At 33.4% G+C, this 18,932-nt stretch carries 16 protein-coding genes; 13 read left to right on the top strand and 3 right to left on the bottom strand.

Translation table 11 applies throughout. The annotated features are described in order from the left end of the window. Window positions 1–209 precede the first annotated feature (209 nt). Window positions 210–2,249, top strand: a complete 2,040-nt coding sequence (locus N4A45_08390; protein MCT4665233.1) for a dipeptidyl peptidase 3 — start codon at window positions 210–212, stop codon at window positions 2,247–2,249. A 60-nt stretch (window positions 2,250–2,309) separates the two neighbouring features. Here the strand turns inward: N4A45_08390 and N4A45_08385 are convergent, their stop codons facing one another. Beyond that, window positions 2,310–3,119: a VanW family protein gene (locus tag N4A45_08385; GenBank protein MCT4665232.1), complete on the bottom strand. Its 810-nt coding sequence runs from the start codon at window positions 3,117–3,119 to the stop codon at window positions 2,310–2,312. 430 nt (window positions 3,120–3,549) lie between these two features. On the opposite strand from N4A45_08385, the gene murA reads away from it, so the two are divergent. The 12 genes from murA to N4A45_08325 all read left to right on the top strand — a co-directional run bounded on the left by murA (window position 3,550) and on the right by N4A45_08325 (window position 15,718). Then, entirely contained in the window at window positions 3,550–4,857 is a 1,308-nt protein-coding gene (gene murA / locus N4A45_08380) for a UDP-N-acetylglucosamine 1-carboxyvinyltransferase (GenBank protein MCT4665231.1), read from the top strand. Between the two features lie 3 nt (window positions 4,858–4,860). Further along, entirely contained in the window at window positions 4,861–5,397 is a 537-nt protein-coding gene (locus tag N4A45_08375; GenBank protein ID MCT4665230.1) for a TlpA family protein disulfide reductase, read from the top strand. Window positions 5,398–5,578: 181 nt separating this feature from the next. Then, window positions 5,579–6,748 (top strand): THUMP domain-containing protein, encoded by a 1,170-nt coding sequence (locus N4A45_08370; GenBank protein MCT4665229.1) that lies wholly within the window; start codon window positions 5,579–5,581, stop codon window positions 6,746–6,748. Then, entirely contained in the window at window positions 6,745–8,118 is a 1,374-nt protein-coding gene (gene hisS / locus N4A45_08365) for a histidine--tRNA ligase (protein MCT4665228.1), read from the top strand. Before N4A45_08370 ends, hisS begins: the two co-directional genes overlap by 4 nt. A 52-nt stretch (window positions 8,119–8,170) precedes the next feature. After that, complete coding sequence (locus N4A45_08360) at window positions 8,171–8,362, top strand: DUF5522 domain-containing protein (protein ID MCT4665227.1); 192 nt, start codon at window positions 8,171–8,173, stop codon at window positions 8,360–8,362. Then, window positions 8,359–10,353, top strand: coding sequence for a urocanate hydratase (locus tag N4A45_08355; protein ID MCT4665226.1), 1,995 nt, complete (start codon window positions 8,359–8,361; stop codon window positions 10,351–10,353). Before N4A45_08360 ends, N4A45_08355 begins: the two co-directional genes overlap by 4 nt. Window positions 10,354–10,363: 10 nt before the next feature. Next, on the top strand, window positions 10,364–10,780 hold the full coding sequence (locus N4A45_08350) for a hypothetical protein (GenBank protein MCT4665225.1): 417 nt from the start codon (window positions 10,364–10,366) through the stop codon (window positions 10,778–10,780). Between the two features lie 28 nt (window positions 10,781–10,808). Next, window positions 10,809–11,051, top strand: a complete 243-nt coding sequence (locus tag N4A45_08345) for a hypothetical protein (protein ID MCT4665224.1) — start codon at window positions 10,809–10,811, stop codon at window positions 11,049–11,051. Window positions 11,052–11,469: 418 nt separating this feature from the next. Further along, window positions 11,470–12,027, top strand: a complete 558-nt coding sequence (locus N4A45_08340; protein ID MCT4665223.1) for an SMI1/KNR4 family protein — start codon at window positions 11,470–11,472, stop codon at window positions 12,025–12,027. A 695-nt stretch (window positions 12,028–12,722) separates the two neighbouring features. Next, the gene (locus N4A45_08335) at window positions 12,723–13,949 is read left to right on the top strand and encodes a hypothetical protein (protein ID MCT4665222.1); all 1,227 of its coding nucleotides are present in this window, start codon (window positions 12,723–12,725) and stop codon (window positions 13,947–13,949) included. Window positions 13,950–14,206: 257 nt separating this feature from the next. Then, the gene (locus N4A45_08330) at window positions 14,207–14,443 is read left to right on the top strand and encodes a DUF1016 domain-containing protein (GenBank protein MCT4665221.1); all 237 of its coding nucleotides are present in this window, start codon (window positions 14,207–14,209) and stop codon (window positions 14,441–14,443) included. A gap of 153 nt (window positions 14,444–14,596) precedes the next feature. Then, window positions 14,597–15,718: a serine hydrolase gene (locus tag N4A45_08325; protein MCT4665220.1), complete on the top strand. Its 1,122-nt coding sequence runs from the start codon at window positions 14,597–14,599 to the stop codon at window positions 15,716–15,718. 116 nt (window positions 15,719–15,834) lie between these two features. Here N4A45_08325 and N4A45_08320 read toward each other — a convergent pair whose 3' ends face one another. Together N4A45_08320 and rlmD are read right to left on the bottom strand one after the other, a co-directional pair. Next, window positions 15,835–17,421 carry a peptide chain release factor 3 gene (locus N4A45_08320; GenBank protein ID MCT4665219.1) on the bottom strand — a complete coding sequence of 529 codons (1,587 nt, stop codon included), beginning with the start codon at window positions 17,419–17,421 and terminating at the stop codon, window positions 15,835–15,837. Window positions 17,422–17,436: 15 nt separating this feature from the next. After that, a complete protein-coding gene (rlmD, locus tag N4A45_08315) occupies window positions 17,437–18,870 on the bottom strand; it encodes a 23S rRNA (uracil(1939)-C(5))-methyltransferase RlmD (GenBank protein MCT4665218.1) in 1,434 nt (477 codons plus the stop codon). Between the last annotated feature and the right edge of the window lie 62 nt (window positions 18,871–18,932).

Genomic DNA, 18,932 nt, shown 5'->3' with positions numbered 1-18,932 from the left:
TTTTGTGTTGAAAATATCAATACAAACATTATAGGGTAATATAAAATAAACAAGTTGTTTGTTTTGTAAAAAATCAATGATTTACAAGAGATTTTTAACAATAGAAAATTCTGTAAACAAAAGGGACCTTCAATGATGTCCTTCAAGAAGACTCCCATGCTATTTCCATGAGAATATTTATCTTTACCTCATAACAGAAAAAATAAATCATGAGAATCAATAAAAACCTCATTGCATTGAGTTGCATGGGATTGCTAAGTCTTTCTTCTTGTACTCAAGAAAAAAAGGCTCAGGAAAACGTAAAAATTGAAAAAAAGGAAACGAAATCAGCGTTTAACTGGAAAGTAGATCAGTTTGCAGATATCAAAGTATTAAGATATCAAGTACCTGGTTTTGAAGAGTTATCTGATAGACAAAAAAAATTAGTTTATTTCTTAAACCAAGCTGGATTAAGTGGTAGAGATATCATGTGGGATCAAAACTACCGTTATAATCTCAAAATTAGGAAAGTAATCGAAAATATTGTTGCAAACTATAAAGGAAACCAAAAAAGTGGTGAGTGGAAATCTTTTATGACCTATGCTAAGCGTGTGTGGTTTTCAAACGGGATTCATCATCATTATTCTAATGACAAAATAAACCCAGACTTTTCTCAAACTTATTTTGAAACACTACTGGCAGCAACAAATCAGGAATTATCAAAGGATATCCTTACTGCTATTTTTGACAAAAATGTGGATGCCAAAAAAGTTAATTTAGACCCTAAAAAAGGACTACTAAAAGGTTCTGCAATTAATTTTTATGACCCTGATATTACTGCTGAAGAAGTAGATAAATTTTATGCTGAAGCGATTAAAAATCAAGGTGAAGAACCTATTGAAATTGGTTTAAACTCTAAACTTGTAAGAAAAGCAGATGGAAGTCTCGAAGAAAAAGTTTGGAAAGTAGGTGGTATGTATGGTACAGCACTAGAAAAAGTAGTGTATTGGCTAGAGCAAGCTAAAACTGTTGCCGAGAATGACGCCCAAGCAAAAGCCTTTGATTTATTAATAAAATACTACCAAACAGGTGATTTAAAAATGTGGGACGCCTATAATATTGCCTGGGCAAATAACCCTACAGACATTGATTATATTAATGGTTTTGTGGAAGTGTATAATGACCCAAAAGCTTATAGAGGTTCTTATGAAACTATTGTACAAATTACGGACTTTGACATGAGTAAAAAAATGTCGGTACTTTCTAAAAATGCACAATGGTTTGAGGACAATTCTCCCCTACTACCGGATCATAAAAAGAAAAATGTAGTTGGAATCAAATACAAAACTGTAAATGTTGCTGGTGAAGCTGGTGATGCCTCGCCTTCTACACCTATTGGTGTCAATTTACCAAACAATAACTGGATTAGAGAAAAGCACGGATCTAAATCTGTTTCACTTGCCAATATTGTTTATGCTTATGCTCAAGATGGCGGAAGTGATCGATTAAAAGAATTTGCTCATGATAAAGAGGAAATCGAACTAGAAGAAAAATATGGTGCATTGGCAGATAAACTCCATACATCACTTCATGAAGTAATTGGACATGCTTCGGGTAAAATAAATGCAGGAATTGGACAACCTAAAGAAACACTTAAAAACTATGCTTCTACACTAGAAGAAGGTCGTGCAGATTTAGTAGGTTTATATTATCTTTATGATCCAAAACTTCAAGAACTCGGTCTTGTAGAGGACTGGAAAGCTGTAGGAAAAGCTGCTTATGATGGATATATAAGAAATGGTTTGATGACACAATTGATTAGGCTAGAACAAGGTGCCGATATTGAAGAAGCCCACATGAGAAACCGTCAATTTGTTGCTGCTTGGGTATTTGAGAAAGGTCAAAAAGATCGTGTAATAGAAAAGGTAGTAAAAGATGGTAAAACCTATTTTAATGTCTTAGATTACGATAAGCTTCATACGCTATTCGGAGATTTATTAAGAGAAACCCAAAGAATAAAATCTGAAGGTGATTTTGAAGCAGGGCAAGCCTTAGTAGAAAATTATGGAGTAAAAGTAAACCAAGAACTTCATAAAGAAATTTTGGAAAGAAACGCACAATTTAACTCGGCACCATATAGTGGATTTGTAAATCCTATTATCGCCCCAGTAAAAGATGCTGATGGAAATATCACTAGTGCAAAAATAACTTATCCAGATAATTTTGTAGATCAAATGCTTTATTACGGAAAAAACTATTCTTTTCTTTAGGAAATAGATTTCCCTTATTTATTATAAAAACAGAGATTCTTTTGTGGAGTCTCTGTTTTTTTATTCCTTTTTTTCAAGAAACGGATTATACATCATAATTGCATGATTTTCTACAAGTAGCTTCTCCGTTAATACTTCTTTATTATTTTCAATTTGAAAAATTTGATTATGTCTTGAATAACCTCCCCAGAACTGTTGTTTCATCACATGATTACGTTCCTCCACTTTATATTCTTTTTTAATTTTATTCTCGCTAAGTAAATTCACATTTAGATGAGTTTTGTCGAGCCAGAGGATCAACTGAAATTGATTATCCGTTTCATTTTTCACTTGTAGATCAATATAATTATAAGAAAGAGTCGCTCCTGCTCCAAAAGGTACTTTTCTATTAATATCTGGGAAAACATCAAAACCATGGCGGTATCTTTCAGTTATCGTCAACGGAGAATGAGCAAAAGTCCAAAAAAGTAAATTACCTAATTGGCATAACCCACCACCTGTATCTCTCCCAATTTGACCTTGATTGAGAATTAATCCTTCCAAATATCCTTTTCTTTTAGTGGGTCTTCCAACAAGTTTCCAAATAGAAAATGTTTCATGAGGTTTTATAATAATTTTATCAAGGTGAGAAACAGCTATTTTAAGATTGGTTCTTTTGTTTTCTTGTAAGTACATATCAACGTCTTTTAGTGGTCTCAAAATCATCGATCTGTGCGTAAAAACAAGATGTTCAAACTGTTTATTTTGTTTCGTTAAAGCCCATTTTTTATTACCAAAAAACCAATGGAATTTTCGCTTCAATATAAAGTATTCTTTACCAAGTATCTGCCTTAAATAACTTCGTCGTTTTGGCTCTTCTATTTCTGTCATAATTATTAATGATCATTTTATAATTTCCAACAATAAAACTTTTCCATTGTCTAGTTGTGATTTATAGACTTTATTTGCTGTTACATATGCAGCAAAAATTGAAACTAAAATTCCAATTATAGGTATGACTATTTTCTCAATAATGTCCATTTTCTAATACTTTTTCCGATTAAAACTGCGTTCCGTCCTAAAAATAATTACCAAACTCATTATAAGTCTTACCAAAGTACAAAAATATTTTGTTTAAAAGAGAAAACATGCACAGACAAAACCATTCCTGATGTAACTAATAAGTACCAGTATTAAATATGACAAAACAAGTATATCCCCCGTTTTTTTATCTATAAATCTTAAAAGAAAATGAAATTAGATTTCGAAATCCACTTTTCAAACCTTATCTTTGAAAGGAATTTGAAAAAAATATTTAAAAATGGCTTCATTTAAAATAAGAGGAGGAAAAAAACTCTCAGGAAATATTACCCCACAAGGTGCCAAAAACGAGGCATTACAAGTAATCTGCGCCGTATTGCTTACCGATAAGGAAGTGGTTATTTCTAATGTCCCAAATATAATTGACGTAAACAGACTAATAGAAATCCTACAAGATTTAGGAGTAAAAGTCTCTAAAAGAGGTAAAGGAATTTTTGCTTTTCAAGCAGATGAAATTAACCTCGAATATATGGAAACCGAAGAATTTCGTGTAAAAGGAGCTTCCATTCGAGGGTCAATTATGATTGTTGGTCCACTTTTGGCACGTTTTGGAAAAGCAGGAATTCCAAAGCCAGGAGGTGATAAAATAGGAAGAAGAAGACTTGATACCCATTTCATTGGACTCAAAAACTTGGGAGCCGAATTTGTTTACAACAAGGAAAAACGATACTACAGCATAGAATCCAAAGAACTTAATGGAACTTTTATGCTTCTAGATGAAGCCTCGGTTACTGGAACTGCAAATATTGTAATGGCAGCAGCATTGGCAAAAGGAAAAACAACAATCTATAACGCCGCTTGCGAACCCTATATTCAGCAACTTTGTGAGATGATTAACGCCATGGGTGGAAAAATCACGGGGGTTGGTTCTAATATGCTCCATATAGAAGGTGTAGAAAAACTGGAAGGTTGTAATCACAGAATCCTACCAGACATGATTGAAATAGGATCTTGGATAGGAATGGCAGCCATGACAAAATCTGAACTGACCATTAAAGATGTTGCTTATGACAAACTTGGGCAAATTCCTACTGTTTTCAGAAAACTAGGAATCCAACTAGAACGAAAAGGTGACGATATTTATATTCCTGCTCAGGATAGTTATGCAATAGAAAACTTTATTGATGGTTCAATTCTTACCATTGCAGATGCTCCTTGGCCTGGTTTTACTCCAGATTTACTAAGTATCGTACTCGTGGTAGCTACGCAAGCAAAAGGATCTGTTCTTATTCATCAAAAAATGTTTGAATCACGTCTTTTCTTCACTGATAAACTTATAGATATGGGTGCGCAAATTATTCTTTGTGACCCACACAGAGCTACCGTTATTGGACACGAGCATAAAAGTCCGCTAAAGGCAACGAATATGGTTTCTCCAGATATACGAGCGGGAATTTCTTTATTAATCGCCGCACTTTCTGCAAAAGGAGAATCTACTATTCACAATATAGAACAAATAGACCGTGGTTACGAAAATATTGTAGAAAGACTTCAAAAACTAGGTGCTGATATCACAAGAATTGACTAAAAAATGATCAAAAAAATCACTCTATTGGCAACCCTTTCGGTTGCCTTCTTTTTCCATAGCTGCAAATCTACTCCCGAGGTTAAAACAGGGATTCAAGTAGGTGAAAAACTCCCAACAATCGCTTTAAAATCTTTGGCAGGAAAAAAAATTAGTACCGACGATTTTAAAGGAAATTATCTTTTTATAGATTTTTGGGCTTCTTGGTGTAAACCTTGCCGCAAAGCAAATGGTGAACTGAAAGAATTGTATCCAAAATATCAAAAAAAGGATTTTAAAATCCTACAAATTAGTTTTGATGGAGACATCAAAGAAGAAACCAAAAATGATCATAAAGCCAAATGGCAAAAGGCAATTCAAGAAGATCAACTAAACTTCTCTAGCCACGCCTCAGATCTCATAGGTTGGAACAGTCCTTTGATAGAAAAATATCAAATTGACTATATCCCCTACTCTTATCTTTTAGACAAAAACGGAGTGATACTTGCCAAGGATCTCGAAGTTGACCAATTAGAAAAATTTTTAAAGAAAACATTTGAATAATACGCTACAAACAGAAGATTTAAGAAGCATTTGTATTATTTATAAGAAACCGTTTAACTTTTGATCAATTTTCTCCCATTACTTGCTGAAAATACATCATGAATAGTATATTCACTTAACTATTTAACATAAGTAAAAAAAATTATTGTTCGAAAGAATAGAGAAGAGTATATTTGCGACAATGATGCAAAACGACAATTTAAACATAGTAGTAAGAACATTCAGTGGTCTAGAACAAGTGTTAAGTGAAGAACTTAAACGCATTGGAGGACGTGATGTCAAGATAAAAAACAGAGCAGTAAGTTGTAAAGGAGATATAGGGTTTGTCTATAAAGCTAATTTTCGCCTTCGTACTGCTATTGATGTTTTGGTAGAAATAGATTATTTCCGTTTTTATAACGAAGATGATTATTACAATAATATCAACAATATCAACTGGGAACATCATATAAGTATTGCCAAAAGCTTTGTGGTAAAAGCTGTAGCATTTAATTCTCATACTTTTAATAACACTCATTATCTCGAACTCAAAACGAAGGACGGAATCGTGGATCGTTTTAAAGAAGTATATAATGGTGAAAGACCTAATGTAGATGCAAAAAGACCCGACGTTCCTGTATTTGTCCATGTGGAAGAAACAAGAGCAACGGTTTACCTCAATTCATCAGGGCAACCATTATTTAAAAGAGGCTACCGAACAGAAAAACACCAAGCACCAATAAATGAAGTCTTGGCATCTGGATTACTCAAACTTGCAGGCTGGCCAAAAGAAAAAGATTTTTATGATCCTATGTGTGGATCGGGTACTTTTTTAATAGAAGCAATCTTTCATGCACAAGATATTCCAGGAGGAATTATTCGTAGAAATTGGGCATTTATGCATTGGAGAGGTTTTGATAAAGCACTTTGGCAAAAAATAAAAGAAGTAAGCATCGATAAAATCACCTATTTCGGACATCAATTTTATGGTGCCGATAAGCAAGGTAAATGCTTAGCAATGACCAAAAAACATCTTGAAAACGTCAAACTAGATGATGTGGTTAGCTTACAAAAATCCGATTTTTTGGAGGAACAAAAACCGCTTCAAAATTGTTTTATCATGAGTAACCCTCCTTATAATATGCGTATTAAAAGTGAATTGATGGAGCTTTATTCAGGAATTGGTAATTGTTTGAAACAAAATTATTCGGGTTCCGAAGCTTGGTTTATTGCACCTAGGCATGAACTCAGTAAAAAAATTGGCTTAAAGCCAAAAAAGAAATACGGGCGTATTTTTCAAGGTAAAATAGAATGTGAACTGATCGGTGTAGAAATGTACCAAGGAAGTAAAAAATTTAAAAAACAACGATGAAAGTATCATTGGCAAAAGGAACAAGAGATTTCTCACCTATAGAAATGCAAAAGAGAAATTTTATTTTTAATAATATCAAAAAAGCATTCGAACAATATGCTTTTGCCCCAATAGAAACACCTTCTTTTGAAAATTACCAAACCCTAATGGGAAAATATGGAGAAGAAGGAGACAGATTGATTTTTAAAATCTTGAACAATGGGGAGTATCTAAAAAAAATAGAATCTACTGTTTTAGAAGAAAAAAACTATACACAGTTAACACCCAAAATTTGTGATCGTGCATTAAGATATGATCTCACCGTACCCTTTGCTCGCTATGTAGTGATGAACCAAAGTAAGCTTACTTTTCCTTTTAAAAGATATCAAATTCAACCCGTTTGGAGAGCAGATAGACCACAAAGAGGAAGATATCGTGAGTTTTTCCAGTGCGATGCAGATATCATCGGTTCAGATTCTTTGGTAAACGAAGTAGAACTCGTACAACTTTATGACCAAGTATTTAGTGGTCTAGGATTGGATGTTTCTATAAGAATGAATAACCGAAAAATTCTTGCAGGTATTGCCGAAATAGCGGATATTGAAAATAAATTTGGAGAATTTACCGTCATTTTAGATAAACTAGATAAAATTGGTTTAGATAAAGTATTAGAGGAGTTAAGTAAAAAAGAAATTGCTGATTCTTCCATTGAAATCATCAAGAAATTTCTGGAACTACAAGGATCAAATGATGAAATCATCCAAGGATTATCGGTTCTTTTGGCTCACTCCGAGATAGGACAAAAAGGAATTGAGGAACTCACATTTGTTCTCGGAACAATAAAAGAACTTGGACTCAATAAATCTCAACTTGTTCTAGATTTAACACTTGCCAGAGGATTAGATTACTACACAGGTGCCATTTTTGAAGTAACTTCCAATGAGGTACAACTTGGATCTATTGGTGGTGGAGGTCGTTATGACAATCTTACAGGTATTTTTGGACTCAAAAATATGTCTGGTGTAGGTATATCATTTGGTTTAGATAGAATCTATCTCGTACTTGAAGAGTTAGGACTTTTCCCAGAATATAGAGAATCCACTTGCCAAGTATGCTTTATTAATTTTGGAATAGAAAATACCACGCTTTCTCTAAAACTGATTAAGGAACTTCGTGCGCATAATATTTCAGCAGAATTCTATCCCGAATCTTCAAAAATGAAGAAACAAATGAACTACGCCAATAAAAAACAAATACCAATTGTGGTGTTGATTGGAGAGGATGAAATAAAAAAGAACACTGCTATTGTAAAGAATATGTCCACTGGTGAACAGAAAGAACTTGATCAAGCAGTACTTAGCACTGAAATTTCTCAAATTTTATCTTGTTAAAAAATTGTTAAAACAGGGTTAATTCTACTTGGAATTTCAACAATTGTAATGTATGTTTGAAGCAGAAAAAAACAAGGATAATAAAACCGATAATAAAGATTACTATTTATCCGAAAAAGGTTACAAAGTTTTTACAGAAGCATATCATTTAAAAAGAGGATACTGTTGTGAAAATATGTGCAGACACTGTCCGTATGGGTTTACTGAAAAATTTAACCGCAAGAAAGAAAACAGAAAAAAATGACTTTAGAACAATTCCAAGAAGATATAAAGCAAGGAATTCCTAATATATTACCAGAGGCTCTTCCTTACGAAGAGAGCATTAATCACGCTCCTAAAAGAAAAGAGATTCTAAATGAAGAAGAAAAGAAACTTGCACTTAAAAACGCACTGAGATATTTCCCTTCACATCAACACAAAGAACTGATAGAAGAGTTTAAGGAAGAACTTGAAAAATATGGGCGAATTTATATGTACAGATTACGCCCAAGATATAAAATGTATGCCCGACCAATAGATGAATATCCTGCAAAGTCCAAACAAGCAGCATCTATTATGCTTATGATTCAAAATAATTTGGATTATGCTGTGGCACAACACCCGCATGAACTCATTACCTACGGAGGAAATGGTGCAGTTTTTCAAAACTGGGCTCAATACCGCCTTACGATGCAATATCTTTCACAAATGGAAGAAGATCAAACATTGGCAATGTATTCTGGGCATCCCATGGGGCTTTTTCCGTCTCACAAAGATGCACCAAGAGTGGTGGTTACAAATGGAATGATGATCCCGAACTATTCTCAACCAGATGATTGGGAGAAATTTAATGCATTGGGAGTTACTCAATATGGTCAAATGACTGCTGGGTCTTATATGTATATTGGTCCACAAGGAATTGTACATGGAACGACAATTACAGTACTCAATGCAGGAAGAAAAATAGCTAAAAATGGTGAAGACCTCTCAGGAAAAGTCTTTCTAACAGCAGGTTTAGGAGGAATGAGCGGTGCTCAACCAAAAGCAGGAAATATCGCAGGTTGTATCACAGTTTGTGCAGAAGTAAACCCAAAGATCACTAAAATCCGTCATGAACAAGGATGGATTGACGAAGTAGTTGAACATATAGACGAACTGGTCATTCGTGTAAGAAAAGCCAAAGAAAACAAAGAAGTTGTTTCAATAGCCTACTTAGGAAATGTTGTAGAAATTTGGGAAAAATTTGCAGAAGAAAACCTTTATGTCGATCTAGGATCCGACCAAACCTCTTTACACAACCCGTGGGCAGGAGGATATTACCCAGTACAGCTAAGCTTTGAAGAAGCCAATGAAATGATGGCTAATCAGCCTGAACTTTTTAAAGAAAAAGTACAGGAATCCTTAAGAAGGCAAACAGATGCAATAAACAAACACACGGCAAAGGGAACTTATTTCTTTGATTATGGAAATGCCTTCCTCTTGGAAGCATCACGTGCTGGAGCAGATATTATGGCAGAAAATGGTGTAGATTTCAAATACCCATCTTATGTACAAGATATCATGGGACCAATGTGCTTTGATTATGGATTTGGACCCTTCCGTTGGGTATGTACTTCTGGTAAACCAGAAGACTTGGCTTACACGGACGATCTAGCAAAAGAAGTTTTAAGAAATCTTAACAAAAAAGCTCCAAAAGAGATTTCTCAGCAGATGTTAGACAATATCCAATGGATAGATGGAGCCCAAGAAAACAAGTTAGTGGTAGGTTCTCAAGCAAGAATTCTCTACGCTGATTCAGAAGGAAGAATAGAAATTGCTAAAGCCTTTAACGAAGCCATTTCCTTAGGAAAAATAGGGCCTGTAGTACTTGGAAGAGATCATCATGATGTTTCTGGAACCGATTCTCCTTACCGAGAAACTTCCAATATTTATGATGGTTCAAGATTCACTGCCGACATGGCAATACAAAACGTAATCGGAGATAGTTTCCGTGGAGCTACTTGGGTTTCCATCCACAATGGAGGCGGAGTTGGCTGGGGAGAAGTAATTAACGGTGGTTTTGGTATGCTTTTGGATGGTAGCGACGATGCAAACCGAAGATTAGAAAACATGCTATTTTGGGATGTTAATAACGGGATTGCAAGAAGAAATTGGGCAAGAAACGAAGGAGCAACATTTGCCATCAAAAGAGCGATGGAACAAAATGAAAAATTAATCGTAACTTTACCCAATATTGTTGATGAAAAAATATTGTAACCAAATGAAAATGAGGAATTTTATAAGGATATTCATCATTGCTATTTTCAGCTTTGTTTTTATGATATCTTGTGAAAAAGATAACGAAACAGACACTGGCGATATTCGTGAAGAATATGTAGGACAATGGAATGTTACGGAGGTAAATAGTATACTTGGAACTTCAAACTATACAGCAGAGATTATTAAAGCGGATATTGACGAAACTATACTCGTAAAGAACTTTCATAATTTAGGAAATACCGTTTCCGTTCAATTTGATTTGTCTGACAATAAAATCTCTATTCCGAATCAAGTAAAAAATGACAATACTATTTCAGGGAGTGGAACATCTACGATAAACTACGACAAAATAGAACTCACTTATACTGTTATTGCTGGTGGAGACACTGAGAATGTAACAGCTACTTATACTAAGAAACAATAAATTAACCAACTATTAATCATTTATAAATATGGCAAGTTCAAATCTAAGCATCGCTTACGTTGGATCTGTTGTTAATGCAAGTTTAGTATCCAATTTTCTAACTCAAAAGGAGATAGAAAATGTGATTTATGATCAATTTCATAATCGAGTTAATGTTGAGCTAATGAATTCTTTTAGCGGAACAAACACAAAACTCAGAGTGATGGTATCTACTGAAGACTTGAATTACGCAATGGATTCATTAAAAGAATTATTTTCGGGGAAAAAATAATTTTTTACAAACATTGTTATTAAGTAAACAAAGCACAATTTGAGTGAACACCTCTTATTGTGCTTTTGTTTTTGAAAATAAATAATACTGGATCAAGTATAAACATAGGGGGACTAGATATTTCACACATGATACCGTATCTATCAGGGCTAGAAATATTGTACAGAAAAGAATATATAACAAATACTAAGAGCAATAGTCGCATTTATTCCTTCATAAAAATGTTTTTTGTACCTTAGTCTCATGATAATCAAAAATATAAATAGTACCTCTAGATTCACTTCCAAAACCTGTATTTACTGGGCTTCTTGTGTTTTTGATTATGACAAAGAAAGTATAAACGTATAAGGCGTATAAACACACCTATGTTATGCAAGGGTGTGTTTATATGGTTGTTATGTGCAATTCAAAAAATAAAATGAAAAAAAATATATGGGTTAATTTTAGAGTAGAATCTGAAAGAAAATTTGAAAATATAATACTTGATAAAGATTGTTATGGATTCCAAATTCAAAAAAAATCTAAATGGAATCAAGGATTAAAAGAATCTGAAATAATTAGTCTTGAGAATTATTTTGGATTTGAATTCCCAACAGATTATAAAGAAATGCTTAAAGAGATTAATGGATTAGATACTTTAGAAATATCTATTGATCCTGAGGGAGAGGAAGAAGATAAATTTGTAAGAAGATTTTATAAATATCCAGATGATATAAATCGTGTAAAATGGTTAATTGATGAAGTAAATTACAATATTGAATATGCAAAACAAACTTTAGAAAAAGCTGGATTCAACTCAAATCAGATTGAAGGATTTGTACCATTATTCGGACATAGAGTTTTAGTTGTTTTTAAGAATAAGAAATTAACTCCAGTTTTATCAGTATGGGGTAATGATATTATCTTATATGGCGACTCAATTTTAAAGTATTGGTGTAAAGGAATTTATATTGAATATGAAAGAATTGAAAAATAGAGAAAATTAAAAAAAGCACATAATAACTAAGTCTTCGGATTGCTCGCAGAGCAAAATCTGAAGACAATGTTGACTAAAACCCACGCTGTTGCACCGATTACTTACTAAATATTCAATTAGTTCACTTTGTTCATAATTAACTTTTAGTAATGTATCGACATTACACCTTTCTTAAATTACACAGAAAAATGGTTTACTTGCGTTTCGAAAAACATTTCAAAACACTATGGGTTTTGCGACAAATAAATTTAGGCTATACAAATCCATTTTTCAGGACTTAAGAAGATAAAGAGAAGACTTTGACCGTATTCTTATGCGTGCTTGGTGTAAAGCAGAATACAGAATTAGTTTTTCTTCAAAAAACAAAAGGATATCGCCTCTATCGGGGCTAAAAAACATTGTACAGAGAAATAAAAACATAACAACAACCAAAAGAAATAGTCGTATATTATTCGAATAGTATACGGATAATTATTCGCCTATCCTTCCTTCATAAAATTGTTTTTTGTACCTTAGTCTCATGATATTCAAAAATATAAATAGTACCTCTAGATTCACCTCAAAACCTGTATTTACTGGGCTTTTTGTGTTTTTGATTATGACAGAGAAAGTATAAACATATAATGGCTTATGAATATGGCTTTGTATGTAAAGGTGTGTTTATATGGTTGTTGTAGTGCATTAAATAATCAAGAATGAAGGAACTAAAAAAACTTAACCCTAATATTGTAATAGAAGAGGAAACAGAGCATTTGAACTTGAAAAAACTTTGGGGCGATGACACATTTATGATACGTCTTAAGAAAGGAGAAGCTGACAGTACTCTTAATAATCTGACTTTCCCAAGTGAATTATCTGCTGTTCATCATACTACTGAGGAACTATTAGAATTCATTATGCAACCAGCATCCGAAAGCTATTTTACTGACTTTGCTGATTTTTCATTCCATTATGAAGGAAAAGAGTATAAATGTAGTTTTACAGAACCAACTCCGCAGCTTTTTAAATTGGCGAATGGTTTTCGTGAGTTAAGTGAAAGCTCATCTACTGATTACCGAAATTTGAGGGAGTTTAGAGACTTTCTTCGAAAAGATGATTTGCCTAAATATGTTCAGAAGTACTTCGAGAATAGAAAGCCTGTAAGTTTTAAAATTCAAGGTGATTTTCAAATTACCAATGCAGACTATAAACTTTTTGCTAAGCATTTTAACTTCTATGTGACTTATTATAACCGAAGTAGTCCAAAAATTATTATCCATGAACAAAAAGCAGAGAAAGAAAAATATGAAGTTCCATGCTTAACAAATGAAAATCAATTCCCCTCAGCCCTCACATTTAACCCAATAGACCCTGTATTATTGGATATGTTTGAGATATCAAGAGAAACAAAAAACGTTCGTTTAAAATACCTTTTTTACTTCCAGATTCTTGAGTATTGCTCTTTTTACTATTTAAGTGATGACTTGACCAAGAAACTAAGGGACATAATTAAGAGACCAGATTTACTCAACAATCCAAATGAATATACTAAACTCATTGTGGATCAATTCAAGGAGAACTTTAAACACAATGATGACTCAATGAAATTGGAAAAAACGATTGTTGACTATTGTTCCTTTGAGGACATTAAAATTGAACTAAATAAGAATCTACAGTTCTTCACTCAACCGCTCGAGTTTGATGGTGGCTTTAAATTAGACTCTATTTTAAACGATGAATCGTGTATTGATAAACCACCAAAGCAAATAATGCGAACAGTAAAGAATAACATTGAAAGGATAAGGAATACCATGGTTCATTTAAGGGAATCAAGAGAAAATAAAGTAATTCTTCCAACGGAAAAGAACAATCACATGATTATACCATATCTATTCGTGGTAAGGAGACTTGCTGAAAAAGTTGCTATAATGCATGGGAATTAAAAAAACGCACACAATAACTAAGTCTTCGGATTGCTCGCAGATCAAAATCTGAACTCGTAACCTTATCTCGAAACATATCGGGATTAAATAAACCCCTAAATAAGGCGATTTTAGAAAATATTGAAAGACTTTTGAGCAATCAAAGGTCTTTTTTCATATTGCTTAACTACCGTAAAAATTGGAAATTTTGTAGTTTTATGTACTTTGAGAAAAGCTACCCGTGAAGCGGGATTAGTTCAAACAAAAAACATTTAAAAATTGGAGAATTGAAACATCAAGATATTGGTCAAATGCAGATGTATGTAAATTATTATGACAGAGAAATTAAAATGGAAGATGAAAACAAAACTATTGGACTTATCTTATGTCAGAATAAAAGTGAAGCAGTTGTAAAATATACTCTTCCTGAAAATAATGAACAAATATTTGCAAGTAAATACCAAACAATATTACCAACAAAAGAACAATTATTAGAAATAATTGATGAAAGATAAACAACTTAGTCTCCAAACCACTCACAAAGCAAAATACAAACTCAGAATTTCTCCCAACTTTCGGAAGAGTTTATCTAACACCGTAAATGATTTTAAGTGAAAAAGTGACTACTTTTAGCAAGTATTCGGTATAAAGCAACTAAATTTGAGAATATGAAAAATATTTTTACCTTATTCTTATTGTTGCTTTCTTTGAGCTATGGTCATGCTCAAATTCCTGCTAAAAAGTTTCAAAAAAAACTCAATTTCTGGCGTTGGGTTTACCACAATTCTGGGGCACAAATTGCCTTAATTGAAGACGGAAAGGTGGTACAGGTTTTCAATACAGGAGCTACCACTTATAAGGGTGAATCAAAAATAGATTCCAAAACCATGTTTCAAGTAGGTAAAGCGAACCAAATTTTCACGGCTCTAACCATGATGAAACTTGCTTCCGAAGGGGAAATAGCATGGAACAAACCAATAAATGATCAACTCTCCCACCCTGTAATTCACTTGCGAGAGTCGAGTATCATTAAGGACTCTAAACCCACACCACTACAGCTTTTAAATCATAGTTCTGGGCTCAACAGACCATATTTTGGTTTTCATAATAACAAATATGCCATAAGTACAGAAGAACTCATTATGGGCTCTTCTAAAACTGGTAAAAAAAGAATTCAAAATTTTCAAAAACCCCTAAAAGAATATTTGTATTCAGAAGGTGCTTTTGCGGTTGCGGGAGCTTTATTTGAACAATTTTCCGAAGAAAATTTCCCAGACTATATTCAGGAGCAATTTCTTTCTCAAAACCCTTTAGATTTCTATTTTAATGGAGAAAAAATTAGTTCAAACAAAAGAACTCAAGCGTATTTATACTCAAAGAAAGAACAAGAAACACCTCTATCCTACCCAAATATTTATGGTCGTGGTTTATGGACCAATGCCAAATCTTATGGAAATTTTTTAAGCACAATTCTCAATAAAGAATCCTATCAAAAATTTGGCATAAAAAAGAAGTACTATCGATACTTTACCAAAGCTTTTATAGATATCCCAAAGTCTCCATTTACTCAATGTGTTGTCTTTGAAAGAAAAGAAGAAAACCCTAATATCTTCAAATTAAATGACCGAAAAGATGGATTTAGAACATATTTTGAGTACAATATCGAAAAGAAAAAAGGATATCTAATACTGATAAATAGCGAGTATGATTATTGGTTTTCAAAAAAGGAAGATGTTTTTAAAGAACGTATTCTAAAAATACTTCACAAAATGGATTTCAGAATAAACTAATACTTTTTTAGCATTAAGTAGCTTATTATTAAATAGATATTAATGCAAAAAGAATCCAGATTTTGATAAATCTGGATTCTTTTTCTTTCTATAAATTTTGTATAACCACTAATGGTTTACGCTTCCCATTCGCTTGTAAAATGAAACTGAATAGAAGGAAATTTCTGTTTTGCCATATCAATGGTAAAAGGAGAATCGGCAAGGAAAACATCTCTACCATACTTATCCTCTGCCATTACTCTTTGTTTCTGCTTCTTGAATTCTTTTAGCTCTGCGTCATCATCTGAAGAAATCCAGCAGGCTTTATGTAAGCTAATCCCCTCATATCTACATTTTGCACCATATTCGTGGAGTAGGCGGTGTTGGATAACATCAAACTGAAGCGCTCCCACAGTTCCAATAATTTTTCTACCATTACTTTTTCTAATAAAAAGCTGTGCCACACCTTCATCCATCAATTGATCAATACCTTTTGCCAATTGTTTAGATTTCATAGGATCTGCATTTTCTATATAATTAAAAAGCTCAGGAGAAAAACTTGGAATTCCTTTAAAATGGAGTAATTCGCCTTCCGTTAGAGTATCTCCTATCTTGAAGTTACCAGCATCGTGTAAACCAATGATGTCACCCGGGAAAGCTTCCTCAATGATATCTTTTTTGGCAGCCATAAAAGCCGTTGGACTAGAAAATTTTAGATTTTTCCCTAATCGGATATGTTTATAGTTGGTATTTCTTTTAAAAATTCCTGAAACAATTTTCACAAATGCCAGCCTGTTTCTATGTTTTGGATCTAAGTTCGCATGAATTTTAAATACAAAACCAGTAAATTTATTTTCATTGGGCAACACCATTCTTTCTTCGGCTTGTTTACCTAAAGGAGATGGGGCTATTTCCACAAAACAATTTAACAATTCCTGAACTCCAAAAGTATTAATTGCCGATCCAAAAAATACAGGACAAACCTCTCCTTCCAAATAAGTTTCTTGCTTAAACTCTGGGTACACCATTTCTACCATTTCCACCTCTTCTCTCAGTGTTTCAGCAAAAGACTCATCAATATATTGATCTAGTTCAGGTGAGTTGATATCATCTAAAGCAATTTTATCTTCTACTTTTTCTGTAGAATTTGCTGTGTAAACATGAAGGTTTCTTTCATAAAGATTATAAACCCCTTTTAGTTCTTTTCCCATTCCAATAGGCCAAGACAATGGGCGAACATTTACTCGCAATTTGGACTCTATCTCATCTAAAAGGTCAAATGCATCTTTCCCCATTCTATCAAGCTTATTGATAAAAATAATCATGGGAGTTTTACGCATTCTACACACTTCTACCAGTCTTTCTGTTTGCTCCTCTACCCCTTTTGCTACATCAATAACCACAATAACACTATCGGCAGCCGTTAGCGTTCTAAAAGTATCTTCGGCAAAATCCTTATGTCCTGGAGTATCAAGAATATTGATTTTAAAATCTCGGTATTCAAACCCCATTACAGAAGTAGCTACAGAAATCCCTCTTTGTTTTTCTATTTCCATAAAATCTGAAGTAGTACTCTTCTTAATTTTATTGGATTTTACGGCTCCAGCTTCTTGAATAGCTCCACCATACAAAAGAAGTTTTTCTGTTAACGTTGTTTTACCCGCATCTGGGTGAGATATAATTGCGAAGGTTCTCCTTCTGTTAATTTCTTGTTCTTTAGTCATTTTTCTGAATAAAAATTAGAGACTCAATAAAAATACCGATTCCACATGAGAAGTATGAGGAAATTGATCAACCAAACTAAACTTCTTTATTTGATATCCCGCTGCTCTAAGACTTTCCAAATCTCTTGCTTGAGTAGCTGGATTACAAGATACATAAACCATTTTTTGTGCTCCCAAATTAATCACTTTTTTGAGTGTTTTTGGTGCAATTCCGGCTCTAGGAGGATCTAAAACCACACCATCTATTTTTCCTTTGTAGTGCGGATGATCTAATAGGAATTTCCCCACATCATTGGCATAAAATTCTATTTTTTCTATCCCATTTCTCTGGGCATTTTTTTGAGCATCAGCAATGGCTTCTTCTACTATTTCTACCCCAATTATTTGCGTTTCTTGGTGAGCTCTTTTGGCAATTATCTGACTAATGGTTCCTGTTCCACAAAATAAATCCATTACTAAATGTGGTTTTTCGGGGTCGATTTCCTCAAAAAGATAATCAATGGCTTTTGTATATAATCTTTCTGCTGATTGAGGATTTGTTTGGAAAAAGCTTTGCATTTTCATTTGGAAATCTAATCCACAAATAGATTCAACAAGAACATTTTCTCCATATATTAGTTCTGATGAGCCTGAAACTGCCAATGTCCTATCTCCTATTTCATCATTGATGGTATGAATATATCCTGCCAAACGATTTCCTAATATATCTTTAAGCAAAGATGCAAAAGCTTCTTTATCAAAATTTTCTAATCCTGAAGAAGATGTAACAAGCATTACCAAAATTTGGTCATTGGCATAAGACTTACGTACCACTAGATGACGAAAAAAGCCTTCTTTTTTTGGCGGATGCCAAGCTGGTAACCCTGTATTTAAAAGAAAACTACGTATATCTTTCAAATGGTTTTCAAACTGTGCATCAAACAAACCAGAATCTTGCCCTAGATTTTCTACCATCCACCAAGTTCCACGTTTTTTAAAACCTAAACTAAAAGCATCTACATCGGTTTGATTTTCTCGATCCCAGCCAATTGCAGAAAAACTATATTCCATTTTATTTCTATAATGCCAAGCACTTGGAGAAGAAATAAAAGTATCCCAATATTCCTCTATATTTTCAATTTTCCCGATTGATTTAAACAGGTGAAAACAGCTGTCTTTTTTATGTTTTTCTTGTATTGCAATGGGTAAACGTGCATAGGGAGCTCCAGGAATTTCTTGATATGGAATTTCTATTTCATCAGGACTTGTTTCCAACACTCTTTCTAGCTTTGCCTCTGCATAACGTTTTTGACATTTACTCACTCGTGCTTCTACCAGTTGATTAGGCAAAGTATTTGGCACAAAAACAGTAAATTCCTGACCATTTTCAGTAGGAATTTTTGCAATTCCTTTTCCTCCAAAAGCCATATCCTTTATCCTTAATTCTAAACGCTCTCCACGTTTAAACATCCTTCTATTTCTGAATTTTCCCATAGCTGGCAAAGGTAGTAAATTCGATTCTATAAGTCATT

The organism is Flavobacteriales bacterium (assembly GCA_025210805.1).
GTDB lineage: Bacteria > Bacteroidota > Bacteroidia > Flavobacteriales > CAJXXR01 > JAOAQX01.
This window is presented reverse-complemented; position numbering and strand designations above follow the sequence as displayed.

Coding starts and splice junctions, on each gene's coding strand:
- N4A45_08390 (MCT4665233.1), top strand. CDS start 210: ATGAGAATCAATAAAAACCTCATTGCATTGAGTTGCATGGGATTGCTA.
- N4A45_08385 (MCT4665232.1), bottom strand. CDS start 3,119: ATGACAGAAATAGAAGAGCCAAAACGACGAAGTTATTTAAGGCAGATA.
- murA (MCT4665231.1), top strand. CDS start 3,550: ATGGCTTCATTTAAAATAAGAGGAGGAAAAAAACTCTCAGGAAATATT.
- N4A45_08375 (MCT4665230.1), top strand. CDS start 4,861: ATGATCAAAAAAATCACTCTATTGGCAACCCTTTCGGTTGCCTTCTTT.
- N4A45_08370 (MCT4665229.1), top strand. CDS start 5,579: ATGATGCAAAACGACAATTTAAACATAGTAGTAAGAACATTCAGTGGT.
- hisS (MCT4665228.1), top strand. CDS start 6,745: ATGAAAGTATCATTGGCAAAAGGAACAAGAGATTTCTCACCTATAGAA.
- N4A45_08360 (MCT4665227.1), top strand. CDS start 8,171: ATGTTTGAAGCAGAAAAAAACAAGGATAATAAAACCGATAATAAAGAT.
- N4A45_08355 (MCT4665226.1), top strand. CDS start 8,359: ATGACTTTAGAACAATTCCAAGAAGATATAAAGCAAGGAATTCCTAAT.
- N4A45_08350 (MCT4665225.1), top strand. CDS start 10,364: ATGAGGAATTTTATAAGGATATTCATCATTGCTATTTTCAGCTTTGTT.
- N4A45_08345 (MCT4665224.1), top strand. CDS start 10,809: ATGGCAAGTTCAAATCTAAGCATCGCTTACGTTGGATCTGTTGTTAAT.
- N4A45_08340 (MCT4665223.1), top strand. CDS start 11,470: ATGAAAAAAAATATATGGGTTAATTTTAGAGTAGAATCTGAAAGAAAA.
- N4A45_08335 (MCT4665222.1), top strand. CDS start 12,723: ATGAAGGAACTAAAAAAACTTAACCCTAATATTGTAATAGAAGAGGAA.
- N4A45_08325 (MCT4665220.1), top strand. CDS start 14,597: ATGAAAAATATTTTTACCTTATTCTTATTGTTGCTTTCTTTGAGCTAT.
- N4A45_08320 (MCT4665219.1), bottom strand. CDS start 17,421: ATGACTAAAGAACAAGAAATTAACAGAAGGAGAACCTTCGCAATTATA.
- rlmD (MCT4665218.1), bottom strand. CDS start 18,870: ATGTTTAAACGTGGAGAGCGTTTAGAATTAAGGATAAAGGATATGGCT.